A 22623-nucleotide genomic window follows, 5' to 3' on the forward strand; every position below is an offset into this window, starting at 1 on the left:
ATCGGGATTTGAACGATTGCGATATCCTGCCCTAAAGCAGCTTATGCGTCTCGCGCCAAATTCGCCTGCGGCGCGACTATATGATGATGGCGTTAGATAGGAAAATACTAAATATCAATTTTGTTATTCGTTTATAGAATATGCGGCCGACGCAGTTGATCGTTCCCACGCTCTGCGTGGGAATGCCTCAAGGGACGCTCCGCGTTCCAATGGGACGCAGAGCGTCCCGGGCTGCATTCCCACGCGGAGCGTGGGAACGATCTGTCTGCGTGGGAACGATCGGTCAAAGAAAGTCTTTATAGGCAAACAACGCCGGCGCCCCACCGGTGTGCAGGAAGATGATCGGCCCGTCATCAAACCGTCCACGCCCGATGCCATCGAGCAACCCGGCCATGGCCTTGCCGGTGTACACCGGATCCAGCAGCAAACCTTCCTGACTCGCCAGCAACTTCACCGCCGACAACGTCCCGGCATTCGGCTCGCCATAACGCGGGCCGAAGTATTCATCCCACAACTCGACTTTGAACGATGACGGCAAACTCACCCCCAGCAACTCCGCCGTGCGCTCGGCCAGGCCCTGGACTTTCGGTCGCTGATCTTCCTCGCTACGGGACACCGTCACGCCAATCACTGGCAAATCCGGGAGTGCTTCATTCAAGGCCAATGCCAGGCCACTGTGGGTGCCGGCACTGCCCGACGCCAGGACCACGGCCGCGAACTTCAGGCCGGTGTCCTTGATCTGTTCTGCCAATTCCAGCCCGGCGCGAACGTAACCCAGCGCACCCAAGGCGTTGGAGCCGCCAATCGGCACCACGTACGGATGCTTGCCGTTATTGCGCAGGCGATCGGCCAAGGCTTGGAGTTGGTCGTCGGCGTTGTCGAGGTTCTCCACCAGCTCGACCTTGGCATCGAACAAATCCAGCAACAGCCGATTGCCGTTGCCAACATAGTTAGCGTCATCCGTGCCCAGCGGATTTTCCAGCAGCGCCACACAACCCAGGCCCAGTTTGGCGGCGATGGCGGCGGTCTGGCGTACGTGGTTGGATTGCAGTGCGCCAGCGGTGATCAAGGTGTCGGCGCCCTGGGCCAGCGCATCGGCGGCCAGGTATTCGAGTTTGCGCAGCTTGTTGCCGCCCATCGCCAGCGGTGTCAGGTCGTCGCGTTTGACGTAGACATCGCGGCCCAGCCAGGTGGACAAGCGTTCGAGTTTTTCCAGAGCGGTAGGGTGGCCAAGCAGGTCGAGGCGGTTAAAGCGGGCAAGCGATTGTTTGATCATGGGTCCGTACTGGCGGAGGAGGATGTCAGGACTATAGGCACGGCTATTTGTGCGAGCAACCGCCAATCGCTTATATCCGAATGTGCTGAACACAGCACAATTGGTTCTTAATTCGGCTCCGAGCCCTTGCCGTAAAGTAATCGCCGTCAGCGCGGCCAGACAGTCCGGCCGCCCGTGTGGAGTTTTTACCGTGAGCGAGCGTTCCAGCCATTGGCAATTGCAGACCATCGTCAGCCAGCTGCGCACGGCACGTGATCAATGGCGTGCACAAAACGGCCGCGCCAGCGGCGAGCAGGGCGGTCGCGAGTTGCCGTCCCGGGCGGCGATGGCGGAGATTCTTGAAGCCTTGTGCGGGGCGTTGTTCCCGATGCGTCTGGGGCCGGTGGATTTGCGTGAAGAGAGTGAAGACTTCTACGTCGGCCATACCCTCGACGTGGCGCTGAACGCATTGCTGGCCCAGGCGCGACTCGAACTGCGTTACGCCGCCCGGCACAGCGCCGAGGTCGACACCGAAGTCGAGGCCAAGACCATTTCCATCATCCAGGACTTCGCCCTTGCCTTGCCGGGGCTGCGTAGTCTGCTCGACACCGACGTGCTGGCGGCCTATCACGGCGACCCGGCGGCGCGCAGCGTCGATGAAGTGCTGCTGTGCTATCCGGGGATCCTGGCGGTGATTCACCATCGCCTCGCCCACCATCTGTACCGCGCCGGGTTGCCGTTGCTGGCGCGGATCAGCGCGGAAATCGCGCACTCGGCGACCGGCATCGACATTCATCCGGGGGCGCAGATCGGCCGCAGCTTCTTTATCGATCACGGGACGGGTGTGGTGATTGGCGAAACGGCGATCATCGGCGAGCGGGTGCGGATTTATCAGGCCGTGACGTTGGGTGCCAAGCGTTTCCCATCGGATGAGGACGGCCAGTTGCAGAAGGGCCATCCGCGGCATCCGATTGTCGAGGACGATGTGGTGATCTATGCCGGGGCGACGATTCTGGGGCGGATCACCATCGGCAAGGGCTCGACCATTGGCGGCAACGTATGGCTGACCCGCAGCGTACCGGCGGGGTGCAACCTGACGCAGGCGAATTTGCAGCATGATGATGGGACGCAGAAGTAAGGCCCGAGATCTGGGCTGACTGAACTGGCCTCTTCGCGGGCAAGCCTCGCTCCTACAGGTTATGCGCGATTTTTCGAAATTGCGCGGACCTGTAGGAGCGAGGCTTGCCCGCGAATGGTTTCAAGCCGAACCGCGATAATGGCAATCCGCCAATTTCCCAGTGAACGAATCCCCCTACCCCCACGTCATACCCTTCCTTGAGCTAGCGTAGGAAAGCGACCGCCGAGCCCTGCGATTAGTCCTTAGCACGCTATTCATGTTTAACTTGAACGCTCATTCAAGTTAAACCGCCGGTTTGCTGCCCGCTCACAACAGGAGGCTTGCCCTTGCCGAGTCCGTTTCTGATTGCCCTGTTTCACCCCCTTGAGGTGCGCTGTTCATGAGTGCACCGTCCACCCTTCCAAGCGGCCAAGTCCGCATGAATCCACCGGTGTTTTACTTCGCGGCGGGTTTCATCCTGTTGTTCGGCATCGTTGTCATGGCCTTCCCCAAACAGGCCGGTGCCTGGCTGCTGGAAGCGCAAAACTGGGCGGCCAATACGGTCGGCTGGTACTACATGCTCGCGATGACCCTGTATCTGGTCTTCGTGGTGGTCACCGCGTTATCGGGCTACGGCAAGATCAAGCTCGGTGCCGACCACGACGAACCCGAATTCAGTTACCTGTCCTGGGCCGGCATGCTGTTCGCGGCCGGGATCAGTATCACGCTGTTTTTCTTTTGTGTGTCCGAACCGCTGACGCACCTGGCGCAGCCGCCCCAAGGCACCGCCGGCACGCCGGAAGCGGCGCGCCAGGCGATGCAGATTCTGTTTCTGCACTGGGGCCTGCATGGCTGGGGCGTTTTCGCCTTTGTCGGTATGGCGCTGGCCTACTTCGCCTATCGGCATAACCTGCCGCTGGCCCTGCGTTCGGCGCTGTACCCGCTGATCGGCAAGCGCATCAATGGCCCCATTGGTTACGCGGTGGATGGCTTCGGCATCATCGCCACGGTGTTCGGCCTCGGCGCGGACATGGGTTTTGGCGTGTTGCACCTCAACTCGGGGCTCGACTACCTGTTCGGCATCGCCCACACCCACTGGATTCAGGTGGGCCTGATCACGCTTATGATGGGCGCGGCGATCATCGTTGCCGTCTCCGGCGTCGATAAAGGCGTGCGGGTGATGTCCGACATCAACATGCTGCTGGCCTGCGCGCTGCTGCTGTTCGTGCTGTTTGCCGGCCCGACCCAGCACCTGCTCAACACCTTGATCCAGAACATCGGCGACTACCTCGGCGCGTTGCCGATGAAGAGTTTCGACCTCTACGCCTACGATAAACCCAGCGACTGGCTAGGCGGCTGGACGGTGTTCTACTGGGCCTGGTGGATCGCATGGTCGCCGTTCGTGGGCCTGTTCATCGCGCGGATTTCCCGTGGCCGGACCATCCGCGAATTCGTCTTCGGCGTGCTGTTGATCCCGCTCGGTTTCACCCTGGCGTGGATGTCGATCTTCGGCAACAGCGCCATCGACCAGGTGCTCAACCACGGCATGACGGCGCTCGGTATGTCGGCCATCGATAACCCGTCGATGACCCTGTACCTGCTGCTGGAAACCTATCCGTGGAGCAAGACTGTGATCGCGGTCACGGTGTTTATCAGCTTCGTGTTCTTCGTCACCTCCGCTGACTCCGGCACCGTAGTCCTGTCGACGCTGTCGGCCAAGGGCGGCAACCCGGATGAAGACGGGCCGAAATGGCTGCGGGTGTTCTGGGGCGCGATGACGGCGCTGGTGACCAGCGCGCTGCTGTTCTCCGGCAGCATCGATGCGCTGAAGTCGGCGGTAGTGCTGACCTCGTTGCCGTTCTCGATGATCCTGCTGCTGATGATGTGGGGGCTGCACAAGGCCTTCTACCTGGAGTCGCAGAAGCAGATTGCGCAGATGCACTCCCTGGCGCCGGTCTCCGGTTCCAAGCGTGGAGGCTGGCGTCAGCGCTTGAGTCAGGCGGTGCATTTCCCGTCGCGGGATGAGGTCTATCGCTTCCTCGAAACCTCGGTGCGTCCGGCGATTGAAGAAGTGACGGCGGTGTTTGTCGAGAAGGGCTTGAGCGTGGTTGCTCAGCCAGACCCGGCCAACGACAGCGTCAGCCTGGAAATCGGTCATGGCGAGCAGCATCCGTTCATCTATCAGGTGCAGATGCGCGGCTACTTCACGCCTTCCTTCGCCCGTGGCGGCATGGGTTCCAAGCAACTCAACAACCGTCGCTACTACCGCGCCGAGGTGCATCTGAGCGAGGGCAGTCAGGACTACGATCTGGTGGGCTACACCAAGGAGCAGATCATCAACGACATCCTCGACCAGTACGAACGGCACATGCAGTTCCTGCACCTGGTTCGTTGATCGAGCGCCGGTGGCGGCTAGGCTTTGTTCAACACCATGAACAACACCAGCGCCGCCACCGGCACACTGAACACCACCGTGCCGACCACCAGTTCCGAACTCACGGGCTGGTTGGCCGTGACCACGCCCACCGCGCCGTTGATCACCGTCAGTGCCAGCCACAGGACGACGAAGCTGTAAGTCAGTGTCTGGGGGCTGAAGCCGATTCGCTCGCCGATGTAGAGCATCAGTGCGAGCAGGACCAGGCCGAAGAAGATGATGATGGTGGTGTGCATATGTGCTCCGCCTGTCGATAGGTGTTGCCTGTCCGACCGCCATCGCGAGCGAGCTCGCTCCCACAATTGATCCTTGTTGTTCACCAGTTTAGTGGTCGCTGGAGATCCAGTGTGGGCGTAGTGCATGTCGATCCGGGATGTGTCTTTCGCTCGGGTGTTCCCGCGTCCGGACTCTCCATCCCCCTTCGCATCGTCGCCAGCCGGGCGGTCTCCCGTGTGAGCGAGTAGTCCCCAAGGCCGAGCGCTGCGCCCGGAGCGATTTCCAGTCCATGACGCGCTCAGACCACGCTGAACCCTTGACTTTGCAGGCTGTATCGAGCGCCCTGAACGGTCGCTTTGGGCCTGGGTGTCATCGCTGTACCCCCTATAAAAATGCATGCCATGTAGTACGAAATATTGCCTCGCCAAGTCAGTTTCAGAGTGGCGCTCGGCCCGTGATCTGACCGTTTTGTACCGAAGTTGTCGAGGTTTCGTTGTGCAGGTAGCGCTAAGGTTCGCGGTACATACTGCTTCTCGGGAAAGTACACATTTGGGCGGCGGCGGTGGGCACCACCGACTCGGAGGGTCGTTGAATGTGGCGCTCATCCAAAGGGTAGTCGGTGATCGTTCGGGCCGCACGCGTGCAAGCCGAGAGCCGCGTGTGGAAGAAGTATGAAACGTTTCAGCAAATAGTCGCAGCCAGGGTTGGCGGCGCATTACTTGGGCGTATGCTGGTCAACTTCGACGTATCGAAGTCACTGAACATTAGAAGACGGGCCTCTCCCGCAAGCGAGTTGGCCCGGGTGGAAATCGACACCATTTCAAAACAGACAAGAGAGGATTCGATGACTTACACCGCTGCCGAAAACCGCTATGAGTCCATCCCTTACCGCCGCGTAGGTCGCAGCGGGCTGGTGCTGCCGGCACTGTCCCTGGGGCTGTGGCACAACTTCGGCGACAGTACGCCGATCGACACCCAGCGCTCGTTGCTGCGCACGGCGTTTGACCTGGGCATCAACCACTTCGACCTGGCCAACAACTATGGCCCGCCGTACGGCAGCGCCGAAATCAACTTCGGTCGCTTGCTGCGCGAAGACTTCAAGCAGTACCGCGACGAACTGATTATCTCCAGCAAGGCCGGTTGGGACATGTGGCCAGGCCCGTACGGCCAGGGCGGCGGTTCGCGCAAATACGTGCTGGCCAGCCTCGACCAGAGCTTGCAACGCCTGGGCCTGGACTACGTGGACATCTTCTATTCCCACCGCTTCGACCCGGACACCCCACTGGAAGAAACCGCCAGCGCATTGGCCACTGCCGTGCAGCAGGGCAAGGCGTTGTACATCGGCATCTCGTCCTACTCCGGGGTGAAAACCCGCGAAATGGCCGCGCTGCTGCAAGAGTGGAAAGTGCCGCTGTTGATTCACCAACCGGCCTACAACCTGCTCAATCGCTGGGTGGAAAAAGATCTGCTGGATGTCACCGATGAACTCGGCGCTGGCGTGATTGCGTTCACCCCGTTGGCCCAGGGTTTGTTGACCGATAAATACCTCAACGGCATTCCGAAGGATGCGCGGGTCAACCGTCCGGGCGGTGGTTCGTTGCAGTCGGCGCACCTGTCTGAAGCCAACATCGCCCACGTGCGCGGGCTCAATGAGATTGCCAAGCGGCGTGGCCAGAGCCTGGCGCAACTGGCCTTGGCCTGGACCCTGCGTGACCCGCGCGTGACCTCGGCCCTGATCGGCGCGAGCCGGCCGGAGCAGATTATCGAGAACGTCGGGGCGTTGCAGAATCTGAGCTTTAGCGCGCAAGAGTTGGCGGAGATTGATCGGTTTGCCCAGGAGGGCGGGATCAATCTTTGGGAGAAGCCTTCTACCGCTGAGTAACTGAGTACTGATCGTTCCCTCGCGCAGCAAAGGAATGCATCCCGTGACGCTCCGCGTCACAGCGGACGCGGAGCGTCCATGGCTGCATTACCACGCAGAGCGTGGGAACGATCGGTTCACCGGAAAAACGGCACATCCCCCAACACCGTCGCCCGCTGCATCACCCGCCGCGCCGGGCGGTAATCATCCACCGCGTAATGCTGAGTCACGCGGTTATCCCAGAACGCCACGTCGTCCTTCTGCCAGCGCCAGCGAATGGTGAAATCCGGCCGTGTGGCGTGGGCGAAGAGAAACTTCAGGATCACCTCGCTCTCGGTCTCCGACAGCTCATTGATCTTCGACGTAAACCCTTCATTGACGAACAGCGACCGGCGCCCGCTCACCGGGTGTGTACGAATCACCGGGTGCGACAGCGGCGGGTTCTTGCGTCGGGCTTCCTCCCACTGCGCCAATGCTTCTGGCGTGTTGCCATAGCGTTCCAGCGGGAAAGAACGAGTGAAGTCGTGAGTCGCGGTCAGCCCTTCGAGCAGGGTTTTCATCGGCGCCGACAACGCTTCGTACGCCGCAATCCCGCTGGCCCATAACGTGTCGCCACCAAACTCCGGCAGTAACTTGGCACTGAGTACCGCGCCCATCGCCGGGGTCGGCAGGAAAGTGACGTCGGTGTGCCAGATCGCGTTGTCGCGCACGTCGGTGACGGCGGTGTCGAGGATCAGCACTTCCGGCTGTTCCGGCACGTTCGGGTAGATCGGGTGAATGTGCAGGTCGCCAAAATTCGCGGCGAACCGTGCCTGTTGTTGCGGCTCGATCGGTTGGTCGCGGAAGAACAGCACCTGATGCTTGAGCAGCGCCTGTTCGATGGCGTCACGCTGTGGCGGGGTCAGCGGCTGACTGATGTCGATGCCGCTGATCTGCGCGCCGAGGGCCGAGCTTAAAGGGACGATGGTCAGGTGGCTCATGGTGGTTCTCTTCAATCCGGGGCGCCGAGTTGTCGGCGTAGTCAGTGACAAATCTTCAGTGCGCCTGGCCGTGCCACGGCACCAGTTTGCGTTGCAGGGCGCGCAGGCCCATTTCCATGGCGAAGGCAATCAGCGCGATCACCAGAATCCCCAGCACCACCACATCGGTGACCAGGAATTGCGCCGCCGACTGCACCATAAAGCCCAAACCGCTGGTGGCGGCGATCAATTCGGCGGCGACCAGCGTCGACCATCCCACGCCCAGACCGATGCGCACGCCGGTCAAAATATCCGGCAGCGCGCTCGGCAGAATCACATGCCGAATCAACTGCGCCCGGGTCGCGCCCAAGGACTGCGCGGCGCGCAACTTGGCCGGATCAACCGTGCGCACGCCGGTGGCGGTGGCGATGGCAATCGGGGCGAAGATCGCCAGGTAGATCAGCAAGACTTTCGACAGCTCACCGATGCCGCACCAGATCACGATCAGCGGCAGGTAGGCCAGCGGTGGAATCGGGCGGTAGAACTCGATCAGCGGATCGAGAATGCCGCGAGCGATGCGGTTGTGGCCGATGGCAATCCCCACCGGCACGGCGGTGAGCACCGCGAAGCCGAGGCCCAGGCCGATACGGCTCAGGCTCGCGCCCAAGTGCTGCCACAAGGTCGAATCCATGTAGCCGGTGGTCGCCAGCAGCCAGCCTTTTTGCAGCACGGCGGACGGCGGTGGCAGGAACAGCGGCTCGATCATGCCGGTGGCGGTGACGGCCCACCAGATGAACACCAAAGCGAACAACGTCAGCATGCTGATCCAGCGCGTGCTCACACTGCGCCGCACCGGAATCACCGTCGAACCGGGTTTCACCGTCACGGCCGGAATTTCATAGCTGCTCATGCGCGCTCCTGCCGCGTGGCGGCGCTGCGTTGGGAGAACACTTTGGCGAGCACGTGTTCGCGGGTTTCGATAAAGCGCGGGTCGGATTTGATCGCCCGTGCCGACTCACCGGCGGCGTAACGCTGGCCGAAGTCCAGGCTCAGGCGCTCGACGATTTGCCCGGGGTTGGGCGCCAGCAGAATCAGGTCAGTGGCGAGGAACACCGCTTCTTCGATGTCGTGGGTGATCAGGAACACCGGTTTGGCGGTGCGCTGCCAGACTTGCAGCAACAGTTCCTGCATCTGTTCGCGGGTGAAGGCATCGAGGGCGCCGAAAGGCTCGTCCATCAGCAACACGCGCGGGTCGGCAGCAAGGGCGCGGGCGAGGCCGACACGTTGCTTCTGGCCGCCCGAGAGCTGCCAGATGCGCCGGTTTTCGAAACCGGACAGGTCCACCAGTGCGAGCATTTCCCTGGCGCGGATCTCGCGTTTTTCTTTCGACACACCGGCCAGTTCCAGACCGAAACCCACATTGGCCAGCACGTCCTGCCAAGGCAGCAACGCATCGTCCTGGAACACCACGCCGCGTTCGGCGCTCGGGCCTTTGACCGGCACGCCATCGAGGGTGATGCGTCCGGCGCTGGGTTCGACGAAACCGGCAATCAGGTTCAACAGCGAAGTCTTGCCACTGCCGGACGGGCCGAGGGCCACCAGCAATTGCTGGGGCCCCAGGCTCAAGGAAATATCCGTCAGTACCGGTTCCGGACTGCCGGGGTACTGTGCGCTGATGCGCTCCAGCTGTAGCAAAGCCATCGCGGTTAACTCCGATCAGTTGGTGATGTATTTCGCGCTGACATACGGGGCGTAGTCCGGCAGCACGGCCTCGACCTTGCCTTGTTCTTTCAGGAACGCGGCGGTGTCGGTGATGGCCTTGGTGGTCGGTGCGCCGAGGGTGATCACTTGATCAGCCGCCAGTGGGTAGACGTTGCCTTGCAGCAGCAATGGAATGTCAGCCGCTTTGGCGCCGGACAGCTTCACCAGTTTGTCGACGTTGCTTTGGTTGGCGAGCCAGGTTTTTGGGTCTTTGCGGTAGTCGGCGTAGGCGTCGAGGGTGACTTTGGCGAATGCGGTGACGATTTCCGGGTGCTTCTCGGCGAAGTCTTTACGCACGATCCAGGCATCGAAAGTCGGTGCGCCGAACTTGGCCAGTTCGCCGGAGGTGATCAGCACTTTGCCGTTTTCCTTGGCGACGCCCAGAGCCGGGTCCCAAACGTAAGTGGCGTCGATATCACCGCGTTTCCACGCAGCCACGATGGCCGGCGGCGCGAGGTTGAGGATGGTGACTTTCGACGGGTCGATGTTCCAGTGTTTGAGCGCGGCCAGCAGGCTGTAGTGGCCGGTGGAAACGAATGGCACGGCGATTTTCTTGCCGATCAGGTCTTGCGGGGTCTTGATCCCGGAACCGTCGCGAGCGACCAGGGCTTCAGCGGCGCCGATCTGGGTGGCAATGAGGAAGGTTTCCACCGGGACTTTGCGAGTGATCGCAGCGGTCAGGGGGCTGGAACCGAGGTAGCCGATCTGCACGTCGCCGGAGGCGATGGCGGCGATGATGTCGGCACCGTTGTCGAATTTGCGCCAGTCGATCTTGGCGTTGGTGGCTTTTTCGTATGCGCCGTCAGCCTGGGCGACTTTGGCCGGGTCGACGGTGGTCTGGTAGGCGACGGTGACGTCAGCCGCCTGGGCAAAGAAACTCGCCGCAGCCAAAGACGCGGCCGCCAGGAGGCGAAGAGGGAAATTCATTTTCATTGAGAGAAGCTCCTATCAGGCGACCGAGGATCGGCGTGAAAGGAGACTAAATGATATAAGAATCCTAAAATAAATAACTTTTTCGAATTAGCTTATGAGCGGAAAATTCTAAGCACATCACCAGATCGTTCCCACGCTCTGCGTGGGAATGCAGCCCGTGACGCTCCGCGTCACTGGACGCAGAGCGTCCCTTGAGGCGTTCCCACGCGGAGCATGGGAACGATCAAGATCGTCGTTTAGTTACTGATCGCCAGAATACTCGCCTGATACGACCCGACAAACACATCGAAATCGCCGACTTCGTTCTGTTCCAGTTCCGTCTGATCAGCCAGCGACTTGCGCGCCAGCTCCTCAAACTTCGCCTGCTCTTCAACGCTCAGCGGTTCACTGCGAAAGTACTCCGCATGAACCCGGCTCTGACGCAGGGAGAACTGGGCAAAGCTTTCCTTATGCTCGGCCATCGCCGCCAGCACCATGGCCGAAGGCGTCCGGGACGGGTCCTTGATCTTCTCCAATTGCACGTCCAGCGCCTTGCTGTGCGCCTCGCCGCCATGGCTTTGATCAAGCAACGCGGCCAGCGGGGCAATCTGCTCCAGCAACTCAGTGGCCCATTCCTTCATGTCCACCGGTTGGCCGTCACGCTGCAATTGCAGGCCCGGGCGGCGACCTTCCTTGACCACGCTGAGGAAGTTGGTCGTGGCATTGGTGCAGGTGGTGTTGGCCAGCAACGGGCTTTCATTCAACGCGCAGTACAGCAGGAACGCATCGAGGAAGCGCGACTCGGTCAGGTCGATGCCCATCGGCAGGAACGGGTTGATGTCCAGGCAACGTACTTCGACGTACTGAATGCCACGGGCCACCAGCGCCTGGATCGGCCGCTCGCCGGTGTAAGTCACGCGTTTGGGGCGGATGTTGGAGTAGTACTCGTTTTCGATCTGCAGGATGTTGGTGTTGAGCTGAATCCACTCACCGTCCTTGTGCGTGCCGACTTCAACGTACGGGGCGTAAGGCGTGGCCACCGCTTTGCGCAGGCTGTCGGTGTAGCTCGCCAGGTCGTTGTAGCACGGCGTCAGGCCGGCCTGAGCGTTGCTTTGATAACCGAGGTCGCTCATGCGCAGGCTGGTGGCGTATGGCAGGTACAAGGTGTCCGGGTCCAGTTGCTCCAGTTGATGGGAGCGGCCGCGCAGGAAACCGGCATCCAGCGCCGGCGAGGCACCGAACAGGTACATCAGCAGCCAGCTGTAGCGACGGAAGTTGCGAATCAGCGCGATGTAGGCCGACGACTGATAGTCGCGGTCGGTGCCGACAAAGCCTTCAGCCTCTTTGAGCAGCGGCCAGAGCTGTTCCGGCAAGGAGAAGTTGTAGTGAATCCCGGCGATGCACTGCATGGTCTTGCCATAACGCAGGGCCAAACCCTTGCGGTAGACGTACTTGAGTTGACCGATGTTGGACGTGCCGTAATAGGCGATCGGGATATCTTCCTCGGCCGGCAACGGGCACGGCATCGATGGACTCCACAGGTACTCGTTGCCGAGCTTGCTGTAGGCAAAACGGTGAATGCTGTCCAGGCTCGCCAACGTGTCTGCCGGGTCGGGCAGGGCGGGCGTGATGAACTCCAGCAGCGATTCGGAATAATCGGTGGTGATTTTTTCGTTGGTCAGCGCGGAACCCAATTCTTCCGGGTGCGGCGTTTGCGCCAGTCGACCTTCATCGGTCACGCGCAGGCATTCACGTTCGATGCCGTGAAGGCACTGTTCGAGCAGAGAGAGGTTAGCGCGCTCGCCGAGCAGAGCCAGGCGGCGGTTGAGAAGTTCGCTCAAGTTGGATTCCTTCACGCGTCAGTCGCCCCAATATGGGGGTGGGCAAGACGGTCTACAAGGGTGAAGTTAAAACTGGCGTTTTCGCCTGGTTCTTGAGCCATATCGGCCCGTACTGAAATGCCAACTTCACTCCCTGAATCTGGCTGTCGCGCACGCGGAAAAGTTCGACGCCGCAGTCGTAGCGCCGAAATTAACTCAAATCGAGGGTGGGGAGCTATAGGACAGCGAACGTGCCTTGCGCTTTTGCGACCAATTTGTCGCCTTGCATCACGTCGGCTTCGACCACCAATGTGCGGCGGCCCGGATGGATGACCCGCGCCGTGCACATCACTTCACCGTCAGACACGGCGCGAATGTAGTTGATCTTGCATTCGATGGTCGCGCTCTGCTGGTCAAAGCCGTGGGTGCTGGAACAGGCCAGCCCCATGGCAATGTCCACCAGACTGAACAAAGCCCCGCCGTGCAGCTTGCCGCCGCGATTGCGCAGTTCTGGCGCCAGCCCCAGGGCGACTTGCGCCACCCCGGTTTCCAGACTGTGCAAACGACATCCCAGCAACTTGAAAAAAGCGCTTTCGGTCAGCCCGGCAGGGATGTCCATCAGCGTTTCTTCAACTGCTTGGCATTGGCGAACAGCGAAGCCATGGCGTTGTTGGCCGGGGCCGGCGCCGTGGTTTCCTTGCGCGGTGCAGTGTTCTGGGATTGGCGCGAAGACGAGCCCGGGCGTGCGCCACGGGCGCCGTCGATTTTCTCGCCCGGCGTGTCGCTCATGCGCATCGACAGGCCGACGCGTTTGCGCGGGATATCGACTTCCATGACCTTCACCTTGACCACATCACCGGCCTTCACCGCTTCGCGCGGATCCTTGATGAACTTCTCCGAAAGCGCGGAGATGTGCACCAAACCGTCCTGATGCACGCCGATGTCGACGAACGCGCCGAAGTTGGTCACGTTGGTCACCACGCCTTCGAGGATCATCCCCAGTTGCAGGTCCTTGAGGTCTTCGACGCCTTCCTGGAACTCGGCGGTCTTGAACTCGGGACGCGGATCGCGACCGGGTTTTTCCAGTTCTTGCAGGATGTCGGTGACCGTTGGCAGACCGAATGTTTCATCGGTGTACTTCTTCGGATCGAGGCGCTTGAGGAAGCTCGCGTCGCCGATCAGCGAGCGGATATCTCGGTCGGTTTCAGCGGCAATGCGCTGCACCAGCGGATAGGCTTCCGGGTGAACGGCGGACGAATCCAGCGGGTTGTCGCCATTCATGACGCGGAGGAAACCGGCAGCCTGTTCGAAGGTTTTTTCGCCCAGACGCGCGACTTTCTTCAGCGCCGCACGGGTTTTGAACGCGCCGTGCTCGTCGCGGTGGCTGACGATGTTCTGTGCCAGGGTCGCATTGAGGCCGGAGATGCGGGCCAGCAGCGCCACGGAAGCGGTGTTCACGTCCACGCCCACGGCGTTTACGCAGTCTTCGACCACCGCGTCCAGGCCGCGCGCCAGTTTCAGCTGCGACACGTCGTGCTGGTATTGGCCGACACCGATGGATTTCGGGTCGATCTTCACCAACTCCGCCAGCGGATCCTGCAAGCGCCGAGCAATCGACACCGCGCCACGGATCGACACGTCGAGGTCCGGGAATTCCTTGGACGCCAGTTCCGACGCCGAGTAAACCGATGCACCGGCCTCGGACACCATGACTTTGGTCATCTTCATCGCTGGGTATTTTTTGATCAGCTCAGCAGCCAGTTTGTCGGTTTCACGGCTGGCGGTGCCGTTGCCGATGGCGATCAGGTCCACGGAGTGCTTGGCGCACAGGGCGGCGAGGATCGCGATGGTCTGGTCCCACTTGTTGTGCGGCACGTGCGGGTAAACCGTGGCGTGATCCAGCAGCTTGCCGGTGGAATCGACCACGGCGACCTTGCAACCGGTGCGCAGGCCCGGGTCGAGGCCCAGGGTGGCGCGCGGGCCGGCCGGGGCCGACAGCAGCAAGTCGTGCAGGTTGTGCGCGAACACGTTGATCGCTTCGGTCTCGGCGCCGTCGCGCAGTTCGCCCAGCAGATCGGTTTCCAAATGCGTGTAGAGCTTCACTTTCCAGGTCCAGCGCACCACTTCGCCCAGCCATTTGTCGGCGGCGCGGTTCTGGTTCTGGATGCCGAATTGCTGGCCGATCATGCCTTCGCACGGGTGCATGGTGCCCGGCAACTCGTCGCCGACTTTCAGCGCCGAACTCAGGATGCCTTCGTTGCGGCCACGGAAAATCGCCAGCGCGCGGTGCGACGGCATGCTTTTGAGCGGTTCATCGTGTTCGAAATAGTCGCGGAACTTGGCGCCTTCCTCTTCCTTGCCGGCGATCACGCGGGCACTGAGGGTGGCTTCCTGCTTGAGGTAGCTGCGCAGCTTGTCCAGCAGGCCGGCGTCTTCGGCGAAGCGTTCCATGAGGATGTATTTGGCGCCTTCGAGGGCGGCCTTCACATCGGCCACGCCTTTTTCGGCGTCGACGAAGCGTGCGGCTTCGGCGTCTGGCGTCAGGCTCGGGTCGTTGAACAGGCCGTCAGCCAGCTCGCCGAGGCCGGCTTCCAGGGCGATCTGGCCCTTGGTGCGGCGCTTCTGCTTGTACGGCAGGTACAAGTCTTCGAGGCGGGTCTTGGTGTCGGCGAGTTTGATGTCGCGCTCGAGTTGCGGGGTCAGCTTGCCCTGTTCCTGGATGCTGGCCAGGATGCTGATGCGCCGTTCGTCGAGTTCTCGCAGGTAGCGCAGACGCTCTTCCAGGTGCCGCAACTGGATGTCATCGAGGCTGCCGGTCACTTCTTTCCGGTAGCGGGCGATGAAGGGAACGGTAGAGCCCTCATCGAGTAGCGCGACGGCCGCTTCGACCTGTTGTGGGCGTACACCGAGTTCCTCGGCGATGCGGCTGTTGATGCTGTCCATAAAACCACCTGACAAATTGTGAAAGCAGGCTCGCAGGCGCAGGGATAAAGGCCCGGCGAGTCTGGTTGAGCGGCCTGGCCTGCGCCGCTGCCTGGGTCAAAAGGCATTCCGTTGACCCGTGAAATCGAACAATTACTGCGCAAGCCGTGAAAATAAAAAGCGGCCACCCACAGTGACGATCAGACGTTGCCTGACACAAAACGCCGCGCATTATAACCAGCGTTCTGTCATTCGGGGGCATTGCACCCTGTAGGCAGAAATACCGGTTTTCTGGCGATGAAGGAAAAATCTGCTAACAATGCACACGGTGCGTATAACGGCAGCTACGCCATAATGCGCGCCGAGCTAAAAGGAGCATCTAATGAGCAGCACTGCAAACAATGCTGAAGGCGAAAAAATTCTGATTGTTGATGACGATCCAGGGCTGAGCAGCCTGCTGGAACGCTTTTTCGTCAGCAAGGGCTACCGCGCCCGCGCCGTACCGAACACCGAACAGATGGACCGCCTGCTGGCGCGTGAAGTGTTCAACCTGGTCGTCCTCGACTTGATGTTGCCCGGCGAAGACGGTTTGACCGCCTGCCGCCGCCTGCGTGGCGCGAACAACCTGATCCCGATCATCATGCTCACCGCCAAGGGTGATGAGCTGAGCCGCATCAAGGGCCTGGAACTGGGCGCCGACGATTACCTGGCCAAGCCGTTCAACCCGGACGAGCTGATGGCCCGGGTCAAAGCGGTCCTGCGTCGTCAGGCCGCGCCAGTGCCGGGTGCGCCGGGCAGCGAAGACGAAAGCGTGACCTTCGGTGACTACGAACTGTCCCTGGCCACCCGCGAACTCAAGCGCGGTGACGAAGTACACATGCTCACCACCGGTGAGTTCGCGGTACTCAAGGCCTTGGTCATGAACGCCCGTCAGCCGCTGACCCGCGACAAGCTGATGAACCTGGCCCGTGGCCGCGAATGGGATGCCCTGGAGCGTTCCATCGACGTGCAGATCTCCCGTCTGCGCCGGATGATCGAGCCCGATCCGTCCAAACCGCGCTACATCCAGACAGTCTGGGGCGTGGGTTACGTGTTCGTTCCGGACGGCGCCGCCACCAAGTGATCGGCGATTTGTAGGAGCGGGTTTGCGGACGAAGTTGTCCGCAGACTCGCGATCCGCAATATGCGAGCATCGCTCGCTCCTGCAAGTGTGTAGCGGTTATCCATGAAAACCCCCGTTTGGTTCCCCCAGAGTTTCTTCTCCCGCACCCTGTGGCTGGTGCTGATTGTCGTCCTGTTCTCCAAAGCGCTGACCCTGGTTTATCTATTGATGAACGAAGACGTGCTGGTGGACCGCCAATACAGCCACGGCGTCGCCCTGACGCTGCGCGCCTATTGGGCCGCCGATGAAGAAAACCGTACGAAAATTGCAGATGCCGCGACCCTGATCCGGGTCGTGGGCGCCGGTGTGCCGGAAGGCGAACAACACTGGCCGTACAGCGAGATCTACCAGCGGCAAATGCAGGCGGAGCTGGGCGCCGACACCGAGGTTCGATTACGCATGCACTCCCCGCCAGCGCTGTGGGTCCGGGCGCCGAGCCTGGGCGATGGCTGGCTGAAAGTGCCGCTGTACCCGCATCCGTTGCGTGGCCAGAAAATCTGGAACGTGCTCGGCTGGTTCCTCGCCATCGGCTTGCTGTCCACCGCTTCGGCGTGGATCTTCGTCAGCCAGCTCAATCAACCCTTGAAACGCCTGGTCTATGCCGCACGGCAACTCGGCCAGGGCCGCAGCGTGCGCCTGCCGATCAGCGACACGCCGAGCGAGATGGCCGAGGTTTACCGCGCTTTCAACCAGATGGCCGAAGACGTCGAGCAGGCCGGCCGCGAGCGCGAGTTGATGCTGGCCGGGGTGTCCCACGACCTGCGCACGCCGCTGACCCGTTTGCGCCTGTCCCTGGAATTGATGGGCGACCACAGTGATCTCAGCGATGACATGGTGCGCGACATCGAAGACATGGACGCGATTCTCGATCAGTTCCTGGCGTTCATTCGCGACGGTCGTGACGAGTCGGTGGAAGAGGTGGACCTGACGGATCTGGTGCGGGAAGTGGCTGCGCCGTACAACCAGAACGAACAGAAAGTCCAGTTGCGCCTGGAGCCGATCCAGCCGTTTCCGCTACGTCGAGTCTCGATGAAGCGCTTGTTGAACAACCTGATCGGCAACGCCTTGAACCATGCGGGCAGCAGTGTTGAAGTCGCGGCCTATGTGTCCGGCGACATCAGTGCGCCGTATGTGGTACTGAGCGTCATGGACCGTGGCGCGGGGATTGATCCGTCGGAGCTGGAGGCGATCTTCAACCCGTTTACCCGCGGTGATCGGGCGCGGGGCGGGAAGGGCACAGGCCTGGGCCTGGCGATTGTGAAGCGGATTGCTTCGATGCATGGCGGGAATGTTGAGCTGCGTAACCGTTCGGGTGGTGGACTTGAGGCGCGGGTGCGATTGCCGCTGGGGTTGATGCTGCCGCGGGATGCGGTCTGACGACAGCTGCGAGTGGCAAGCTGCAAGCCCCAAGTGAAAAGCAAGTCCAGCGTTAAGCCGCCGTCGCTTTTCCCTTGCAGCTTAAAGCTTGCCGCTTAAAGCTGCTTCTATCCCTTGCCCTTGGTGCGCGTCATGTTCGGCCCACCATTCTTCTCCAAATGCTCAATGATGATCCCCGCCACATTCTTACCGGTGGTGGTCTCAATCCCTTCCAGCCCCGGCGACGAGTTCACTTCCATCACCAGCGGCCCGTGATTGGAACGCAGGATATCCACACCGGCCACCGCCAAACCCATCACCTTCGCGGCACGCAACGCGGTCATGCGTTCTTCCGGCGTAATCTTGATCAAACTGGCACTGCCGCCGCGATGCAGGTTGGAGCGGAACTCCCCAGGCTTGGCCTGGCGCTTCATCGCCGCGATTACCTTGTCGCCGACCACGAAGCAGCGAATGTCCGCTCCACCGGCTTCCTTGATGTACTCCTGAACCATGATGTTCTGCTTCAGGCCCATGAACGCCTCGATCACCGACTCTGCCGCGGTGGCCGTTTCACACAGCACCACACCGATGCCCTGGGTGCCTTCCAGTACTTTGATCACCAGCGGCGCGCCGTTGACCATGTCGATCAGGTCGGGAATGTCGTCCGGCGAGTGGGCAAACCCGGTGACTGGCAAACCGATGCCCCGGCGCGACAGCAATTGCAGCGAGCGCAATTTGTCCCGGGAACGGGCGATGGCCACCGACTCGTTGAGCGGGAACACGCCCATCATTTCGAACTGACGCAACACCGCGCAGCCATAAAACGTCACCGACGCACCGATCCGCGGGATCACCGCATCGAAACCTTCCAGCGGCTTGCCGCGGTAGTGGATCTGCGGTTTGTGGCTGGCAATGTTCATGTAGGCGCGCAGGGTGTCGATCACCACCATTTCATGGCCACGCTCGATACCGGCTTCGACCAGACGACGGGTGGAATACAGACGCGGGTTTCGCGACAGCACAGCGATCTTCATGCAACACCTGTGGAAGAGGTAGATACCGGGAACACCGGCTTGTCTTGTACGTATTTGATCCCCGGATTGACCACCAGCTGGCCGTCGATCAGGGCTTTGGAACCGAGTAACAGGCGATAACGCATGGACTTGCGGCAGGCGAGGGTGAACTCGACCCGCCAGACCCGATCACCGAGGGCCAGGGTGGTGCTGACCACGTAGCGCATCTGCGCGTGGCCGTTGGAGCTCTTGATGGTTTTCATCGTCACCAGCGGCGCCTCGCAGCGGCGGTGGCGCAGTTGCACCACCGTGCCCAGGTGCGCGGTGAAGCGCACCCATTCCTGCCCGTCCCGCTCGAAGGTCTCGATGTCGGTGGCGTGCAGGCTGGAGGTGCTGGCGCCGGTGTCGATTTTTGCCCGAAGGCCCGCGACTCCCAAATCCGGGAGCGCCACCCACTCGCGCAGACCGACAACGGTCAAATGGTCAAATGTCTTCAATAGGAAAAACCGGCGATTAACGCATCCACGCCTCAGGGGGTACCTGGGGCAATGCCTTGAATGCAGGTTTGGCGAACCAGAAGCCCTGCATCAGAAATATTCCACAGTCCGCCAGGAAATCCCGTTCACCGGCGCTCTCAATGCCTTCGGCAATGACTGTAACGTTCAACTCCGCACACATTGTGACAACCCCCCGAACGATAGCCTGACGAACACGGTCGCGATCGACATCGCGGATCAGCGCCATGTCGAGTTTGATCAGGTCCGGTTGGAAATCAGCCAGCAGATTGAGCCCCGAATAACCGGCACCGAAATCGTCGATGGCGGTCTTGAAGCCGAATTCGCGGTATTCACGCAGAATATTGGTCAAATGGCGATAGTTATCTACGTGTTGGCTTTCCAGGGTTTCGAAAATCAGTCGGTCGATCGGAAAATTGTGTTCCTTCGCCGCCGCCAGGGTGCTGCGAATGCATAGTTCTGGACGATAGACCGCGTTGGGCATGAAGTTGATCGACAAGTGTGTCTGCATATTAAGATTGGCCGCACCTTCGATCGCGCGGGTCCGGCAGCGCTGGTCGAAACGGTAGCGGTTCTCTTCTGTAACCTGATCTAACACGGACAGCGCGCCTTCACCGGCCAGGCCACGGACCAGGGCTTCGTGGGCGAACACCGATTGGTCCCGCAGGTCGACGATGGGTTGGAAGGCAAAGGCAAAATCGAAGCCCAGCGGCTCGCTTTGCTGGCAGCCCTTGCAAGCGTCTTGGGGCGAAGTTAATGAAGACGGAAATATAGTCACTCGATCACTCCATGCCGGAGATCCGGCCGAGACCAGATTCTAGCTGGCAGACCCGGTTCTTGCGCCCGACAGAATCAGTAGTACAGTTCCGACTATTGGCAGAAAGAGGAATTCGTATGGCACAAAAACAGGAAGAGGACGACAAGGTCCGTCTCGATAAATGGTTGTGGGCCGCGCGTTTTTACAAAACACGGGCCTTGGCCAAGTCGGCCATCGAGAGTGGCAAGGTGCACTGCCGGGGAGATCGCTGCAAACCGGGCAAGGAGCCGCGCATCGGTGATGAGTTTCAGATTCGCATCGGGTTTGAGGAAAAGACCATTGTGGTCCAGGCGCTGTCGATCGTGCGCCGTGGCGCGCCAGAAGCGCAGACGTTGTACGCCGAGACCGAGGCAAGTGTCGCCAAGCGTGAAGCGGCCGCAGCGATGCGCAAGGCCGGGTCGTTGGGCGTGAGCACCGATGGCAAACCGAGCAAGAAACAGCGACGGGATTTGTTCAAGTTCCGCGGGAGCAGTAACGACGAGTAGTCCAAGGATCGCTCCCACGCTCTGCGTGGGAATGCCTCAATGGACGCTCCGCGTCCGCTTTGGGACGCGGAGCGTCCCGGGCTGCATTCCCACGCAGAGCGTAGGAACGATCAATTACCGAACTGAAACGCTACGCACCACACTCATCCGCGAAAGCACCGGCAATTTCCCCAGCAGCCCGAACACCGGCGCCGTCACCTTCAGGAAAAACCCCGAAACGTGATACGCAAAGGGCGTGTAGTAACCCCAGCCCAACGCCCACACCGCCAGCAGTACGCCGCCGATGTAATCGTCCTGGCCCCAATGCGCGCCCGCCACCAGTCGCGGCATCATAAACAGCAACGCCAGGCCCCAGATCGTCAGCGTCTGCCCGGTTCCACGGCTGAACACCGTCATGAACAGTGCCCAGATCAACAGAACAGACGCATGGTCACCGGGAAAGCTCTGGCTCGATCGGTCCTTCAATTCCCACGTCTTCTCAAGCCCGGGGAAGTAATCGCTCATCTGAATCGCGCCGTTGATCATCATCGACGGACTGCTGTGCTGCCAGCCCATGTGCTCGGCGAGTTTCGAAAACAGCATGCGGATAAACAGCAGCAACAACAGGATCGCCAGGAAGCCGAAAAACGCCCGGCGGACATCGATGGCGTCGAACACCCAATCGCCCTTGATCAGCAGTGTCAGCAAAATCACCCCGACCACCGCGTCAAACGGACGCAGACTTGCAATTGCCCAAATGTGGAGCCATATCGGGTTGCTGGCCAACGGAGCATTGAGCAGGTGAAACAGCCACTCGTCGAAAAACACGCACAACATCTGACCCGTAGGCCATAACCAGAATGCCAGCAGTACCAGAGGCACGAAATTGCACAGCACCAACCGGCGGAGGTTCCACCTTGCTTGGAACAAACCCGGATTGTTCATAAAATGCCTCCAATGGCTGAACATTGCGCACCAAAACGGTGCCGCAAAGCGTAATTGTCACTACTTGTAACTAAATTGTCATCACTTCAGATACCCAGACCTATGACCGATCTACCGGATTCCGACTTCACCCAACGCTTCATCTTCGATGACAGCGACACCCGCGGCGAGCTGGTGGCGTTGGAACGTAGCTATGCCGAAGTGCTGGCCAAACACCCCTACCCAGAGCCGGTTGCGCAACTGCTGGGCGAACTGATGGCCGCCGCCGCGTTGCTGGTGGGCACCCTCAAGTTTGATGGGCTGCTGATCCTGCAGGCGCGTTCCGATGGCCCGATCCCTTTGCTGATGATCGAGTGTTCCAGCGAGCGCGAAATCCGTGGCCTGGCCCGTTACGAAGCCGACCAGATTGCCCCCGACGCGACCCTCGCCGACCTCATGCCCAACGGCGTGTTGGCGCTGACCGTCGACCCGACCCAGGGCCAGCGTTACCAGGGCATCGTCGACCTCGACGGCGAAACCCTGTCCGAGTGCTTCACCAACTACTTCGTCATGTCCCAGCAAGTCGGCACGCGCTTCTGGCTGTACGCCGACGGCCGTCGCGCCCGTGGCCTGTTGCTGCAGCAATTGCCTGCCGACCGTCTGAAAGACGAAGAAGAACGCGCCGCCAGTTGGCAGCACATCACCGCGCTGGGCAGCACCCTGACCGCCGACGAATTGCTGAGCCTGGACAACGAAACCGTGCTCCATCGCCTCTACCACGAAGAGCAGGTGCGCCTGTTCGATGTGCAGAAACTGCGCTTCCGTTGCAGTTGCTCGCGCGAACGTTCTGCCAATGCGCTGGTCAGCTTGGGTCTGGAAGATGCCCAGTCGCTGGTGATCGAACACGGCGGCCACATCGAGATTGATTGCCAGTTTTGCAACCAGCGCTACCTGTTCGATGCCGCGGATATCACTCAATTGTTCGCCGGCGCGGGTGTCGATACGCCGTCAGATACCCGGCACTAAAACGGTTCAGCGCAGGTAAATTCACTGGTTAGCGCCGGAATAACGCCGTTACGACGGGAGGGCCCTACTATTTTTGGGCGTTTCTGGCA

20 protein-coding genes are annotated in these 22623 nt (G+C 60.8%); 7 read left to right on the plus strand and 13 right to left on the minus strand.

Features of this window, described 5'->3' with window-relative positions; genetic code table 11:
* Window positions 1-283: 283 nt before the first annotated feature.
* Window positions 284-1276 (minus strand): D-cysteine desulfhydrase, encoded by a 993-nt coding sequence (locus FQ192_RS13330; protein WP_149659027.1) that lies wholly within the window; start codon window positions 1274-1276, stop codon window positions 284-286.
* 190 nt (window positions 1277-1466) lie between these two features.
* Between FQ192_RS13330 and epsC the strand changes: the two genes are divergently transcribed.
* Window positions 1467-2393 carry a serine O-acetyltransferase EpsC gene (epsC, locus tag FQ192_RS13335; protein WP_149659028.1) on the plus strand — a complete coding sequence of 309 codons (927 nt, stop codon included), beginning with the start codon at window positions 1467-1469 and terminating at the stop codon, window positions 2391-2393.
* Between the two features lie 418 nt (window positions 2394-2811).
* Entirely contained in the window at window positions 2812-4767 is a 1956-nt protein-coding gene (betT, locus tag FQ192_RS13340; RefSeq protein ID WP_178129121.1) for a choline transporter BetT, read from the plus strand.
* A 17-nt stretch (window positions 4768-4784) separates the two neighbouring features.
* Here betT and FQ192_RS13345 read toward each other — a convergent pair whose 3' ends face one another.
* Window positions 4785-5042 carry a hypothetical protein gene (locus tag FQ192_RS13345; protein WP_149659030.1) on the minus strand — a complete coding sequence of 86 codons (258 nt, stop codon included), beginning with the start codon at window positions 5040-5042 and terminating at the stop codon, window positions 4785-4787.
* A gap of 824 nt (window positions 5043-5866) precedes the next feature.
* Here FQ192_RS13345 and mgrA point away from each other — a divergent pair.
* Window positions 5867-6904 (plus strand): L-glyceraldehyde 3-phosphate reductase, encoded by a 1038-nt coding sequence (mgrA, locus tag FQ192_RS13350; protein ID WP_149659031.1) that lies wholly within the window; start codon window positions 5867-5869, stop codon window positions 6902-6904.
* Window positions 6905-7020: 116 nt separating this feature from the next.
* Here mgrA and tauD read toward each other — a convergent pair whose 3' ends face one another.
* From tauD to FQ192_RS13385, 7 genes are all read right to left on the minus strand, one after another.
* Window positions 7021-7863, minus strand: a complete 843-nt coding sequence (gene tauD / locus FQ192_RS13355) for a taurine dioxygenase (protein ID WP_149659032.1) — start codon at window positions 7861-7863, stop codon at window positions 7021-7023.
* A 55-nt stretch (window positions 7864-7918) separates the two neighbouring features.
* Window positions 7919-8752, minus strand: a complete 834-nt coding sequence (tauC, locus tag FQ192_RS13360; protein WP_149659033.1) for a taurine ABC transporter permease TauC — start codon at window positions 8750-8752, stop codon at window positions 7919-7921.
* A complete protein-coding gene (tauB, locus tag FQ192_RS13365) occupies window positions 8749-9543 on the minus strand; it encodes a taurine ABC transporter ATP-binding subunit (protein WP_149659034.1) in 795 nt (264 codons plus the stop codon). Before tauB ends, tauC begins: the two co-directional genes overlap by 4 nt.
* A 15-nt stretch (window positions 9544-9558) precedes the next feature.
* Complete coding sequence (tauA, locus tag FQ192_RS13370) at window positions 9559-10536, minus strand: taurine ABC transporter substrate-binding protein (RefSeq protein WP_149659035.1); 978 nt, start codon at window positions 10534-10536, stop codon at window positions 9559-9561.
* A gap of 236 nt (window positions 10537-10772) precedes the next feature.
* On the minus strand, window positions 10773-12356 hold the full coding sequence (gshA, locus tag FQ192_RS13375) for a glutamate--cysteine ligase (RefSeq protein ID WP_149659036.1): 1584 nt from the start codon (window positions 12354-12356) through the stop codon (window positions 10773-10775).
* A 214-nt stretch (window positions 12357-12570) separates the two neighbouring features.
* Window positions 12571-12954: a PaaI family thioesterase gene (locus tag FQ192_RS13380; protein WP_140668028.1), complete on the minus strand. Its 384-nt coding sequence runs from the start codon at window positions 12952-12954 to the stop codon at window positions 12571-12573.
* Window positions 12954-15278 (minus strand): Tex family protein, encoded by a 2325-nt coding sequence (locus tag FQ192_RS13385; protein ID WP_149659037.1) that lies wholly within the window; start codon window positions 15276-15278, stop codon window positions 12954-12956. The genes FQ192_RS13380 and FQ192_RS13385 overlap by 1 nt, the downstream gene beginning before the upstream one ends.
* A 361-nt stretch (window positions 15279-15639) precedes the next feature.
* On the opposite strand from FQ192_RS13385, the gene ompR reads away from it, so the two are divergent.
* Window positions 15640-16380, plus strand: a complete 741-nt coding sequence (gene ompR, locus FQ192_RS13390) for a two-component system response regulator OmpR (RefSeq protein ID WP_123402686.1) — start codon at window positions 15640-15642, stop codon at window positions 16378-16380.
* Window positions 16381-16482: 102 nt separating this feature from the next.
* A complete protein-coding gene (locus FQ192_RS13395; protein WP_133837757.1) occupies window positions 16483-17796 on the plus strand; it encodes an ATP-binding protein in 1314 nt (437 codons plus the stop codon).
* 107 nt (window positions 17797-17903) lie between these two features.
* Here FQ192_RS13395 and rimK read toward each other — a convergent pair whose 3' ends face one another.
* Genes rimK through FQ192_RS13410 form a run of 3 tightly spaced genes read right to left on the minus strand, consistent with a single transcriptional unit; the run spans window position 17904 to window position 20081 of the window.
* Window positions 17904-18809 carry a 30S ribosomal protein S6--L-glutamate ligase gene (gene rimK / locus FQ192_RS13400; RefSeq protein WP_054047778.1) on the minus strand — a complete coding sequence of 302 codons (906 nt, stop codon included), beginning with the start codon at window positions 18807-18809 and terminating at the stop codon, window positions 17904-17906.
* Window positions 18806-19267 carry an ATP-dependent zinc protease gene (locus FQ192_RS13405; protein WP_177331474.1) on the minus strand — a complete coding sequence of 154 codons (462 nt, stop codon included), beginning with the start codon at window positions 19265-19267 and terminating at the stop codon, window positions 18806-18808. The genes rimK and FQ192_RS13405 overlap by 4 nt, the downstream gene beginning before the upstream one ends.
* 34 nt (window positions 19268-19301) lie before the next feature.
* Window positions 19302-20081, minus strand: coding sequence for an EAL domain-containing protein (locus FQ192_RS13410; protein WP_149659038.1), 780 nt, complete (start codon window positions 20079-20081; stop codon window positions 19302-19304).
* A 116-nt stretch (window positions 20082-20197) separates the two neighbouring features.
* On the opposite strand from FQ192_RS13410, the gene FQ192_RS13415 reads away from it, so the two are divergent.
* A complete protein-coding gene (locus tag FQ192_RS13415) occupies window positions 20198-20605 on the plus strand; it encodes an RNA-binding S4 domain-containing protein (protein ID WP_149659039.1) in 408 nt (135 codons plus the stop codon).
* 114 nt (window positions 20606-20719) lie between these two features.
* Here the strand turns inward: FQ192_RS13415 and FQ192_RS13425 are convergent, their stop codons facing one another.
* Complete coding sequence (locus FQ192_RS13425; RefSeq protein WP_149659041.1) at window positions 20720-21529, minus strand: phosphatase PAP2 family protein; 810 nt, start codon at window positions 21527-21529, stop codon at window positions 20720-20722.
* A gap of 102 nt (window positions 21530-21631) precedes the next feature.
* Here FQ192_RS13425 and hslO point away from each other — a divergent pair, with 102 nt between their 5' ends.
* A complete protein-coding gene (hslO, locus tag FQ192_RS13430; protein WP_123515852.1) occupies window positions 21632-22534 on the plus strand; it encodes an Hsp33 family molecular chaperone HslO in 903 nt (300 codons plus the stop codon).
* The last annotated feature ends 89 nt before the right edge of the window (window positions 22535-22623 follow it).

This window comes from Pseudomonas sp. ANT_J12, from assembly GCF_008370045.1.
Classification (GTDB): domain Bacteria; phylum Pseudomonadota; class Gammaproteobacteria; order Pseudomonadales; family Pseudomonadaceae; genus Aquipseudomonas.

Coding starts and splice junctions, on each gene's coding strand:
- FQ192_RS13345 (WP_149659030.1), bottom strand. CDS start 5,042: ATGCACACCACCATCATCATCTTCTTCGGCCTGGTCCTGCTCGCACTG.
- FQ192_RS13395 (WP_133837757.1), top strand. CDS start 16,483: ATGAAAACCCCCGTTTGGTTCCCCCAGAGTTTCTTCTCCCGCACCCTG.
- hslO (WP_123515852.1), top strand. CDS start 21,632: ATGACCGATCTACCGGATTCCGACTTCACCCAACGCTTCATCTTCGAT.
- FQ192_RS13415 (WP_149659039.1), top strand. CDS start 20,198: ATGGCACAAAAACAGGAAGAGGACGACAAGGTCCGTCTCGATAAATGG.
- rimK (WP_054047778.1), bottom strand. CDS start 18,809: ATGAAGATCGCTGTGCTGTCGCGAAACCCGCGTCTGTATTCCACCCGT.
- FQ192_RS13425 (WP_149659041.1), bottom strand. CDS start 21,529: ATGAACAATCCGGGTTTGTTCCAAGCAAGGTGGAACCTCCGCCGGTTG.
- tauD (WP_149659032.1), bottom strand. CDS start 7,863: ATGAGCCACCTGACCATCGTCCCTTTAAGCTCGGCCCTCGGCGCGCAG.
- FQ192_RS13380 (WP_140668028.1), bottom strand. CDS start 12,954: ATGGACATCCCTGCCGGGCTGACCGAAAGCGCTTTTTTCAAGTTGCTG.
- ompR (WP_123402686.1), top strand. CDS start 15,640: ATGAGCAGCACTGCAAACAATGCTGAAGGCGAAAAAATTCTGATTGTT.
- FQ192_RS13330 (WP_149659027.1), bottom strand. CDS start 1,276: ATGATCAAACAATCGCTTGCCCGCTTTAACCGCCTCGACCTGCTTGGC.
- FQ192_RS13385 (WP_149659037.1), bottom strand. CDS start 15,278: ATGGACAGCATCAACAGCCGCATCGCCGAGGAACTCGGTGTACGCCCA.
- mgrA (WP_149659031.1), top strand. CDS start 5,867: ATGACTTACACCGCTGCCGAAAACCGCTATGAGTCCATCCCTTACCGC.
- tauC (WP_149659033.1), bottom strand. CDS start 8,752: ATGAGCAGCTATGAAATTCCGGCCGTGACGGTGAAACCCGGTTCGACG.
- tauB (WP_149659034.1), bottom strand. CDS start 9,543: ATGGCTTTGCTACAGCTGGAGCGCATCAGCGCACAGTACCCCGGCAGT.
- tauA (WP_149659035.1), bottom strand. CDS start 10,536: ATGAAAATGAATTTCCCTCTTCGCCTCCTGGCGGCCGCGTCTTTGGCT.
- betT (WP_178129121.1), top strand. CDS start 2,812: ATGAATCCACCGGTGTTTTACTTCGCGGCGGGTTTCATCCTGTTGTTC.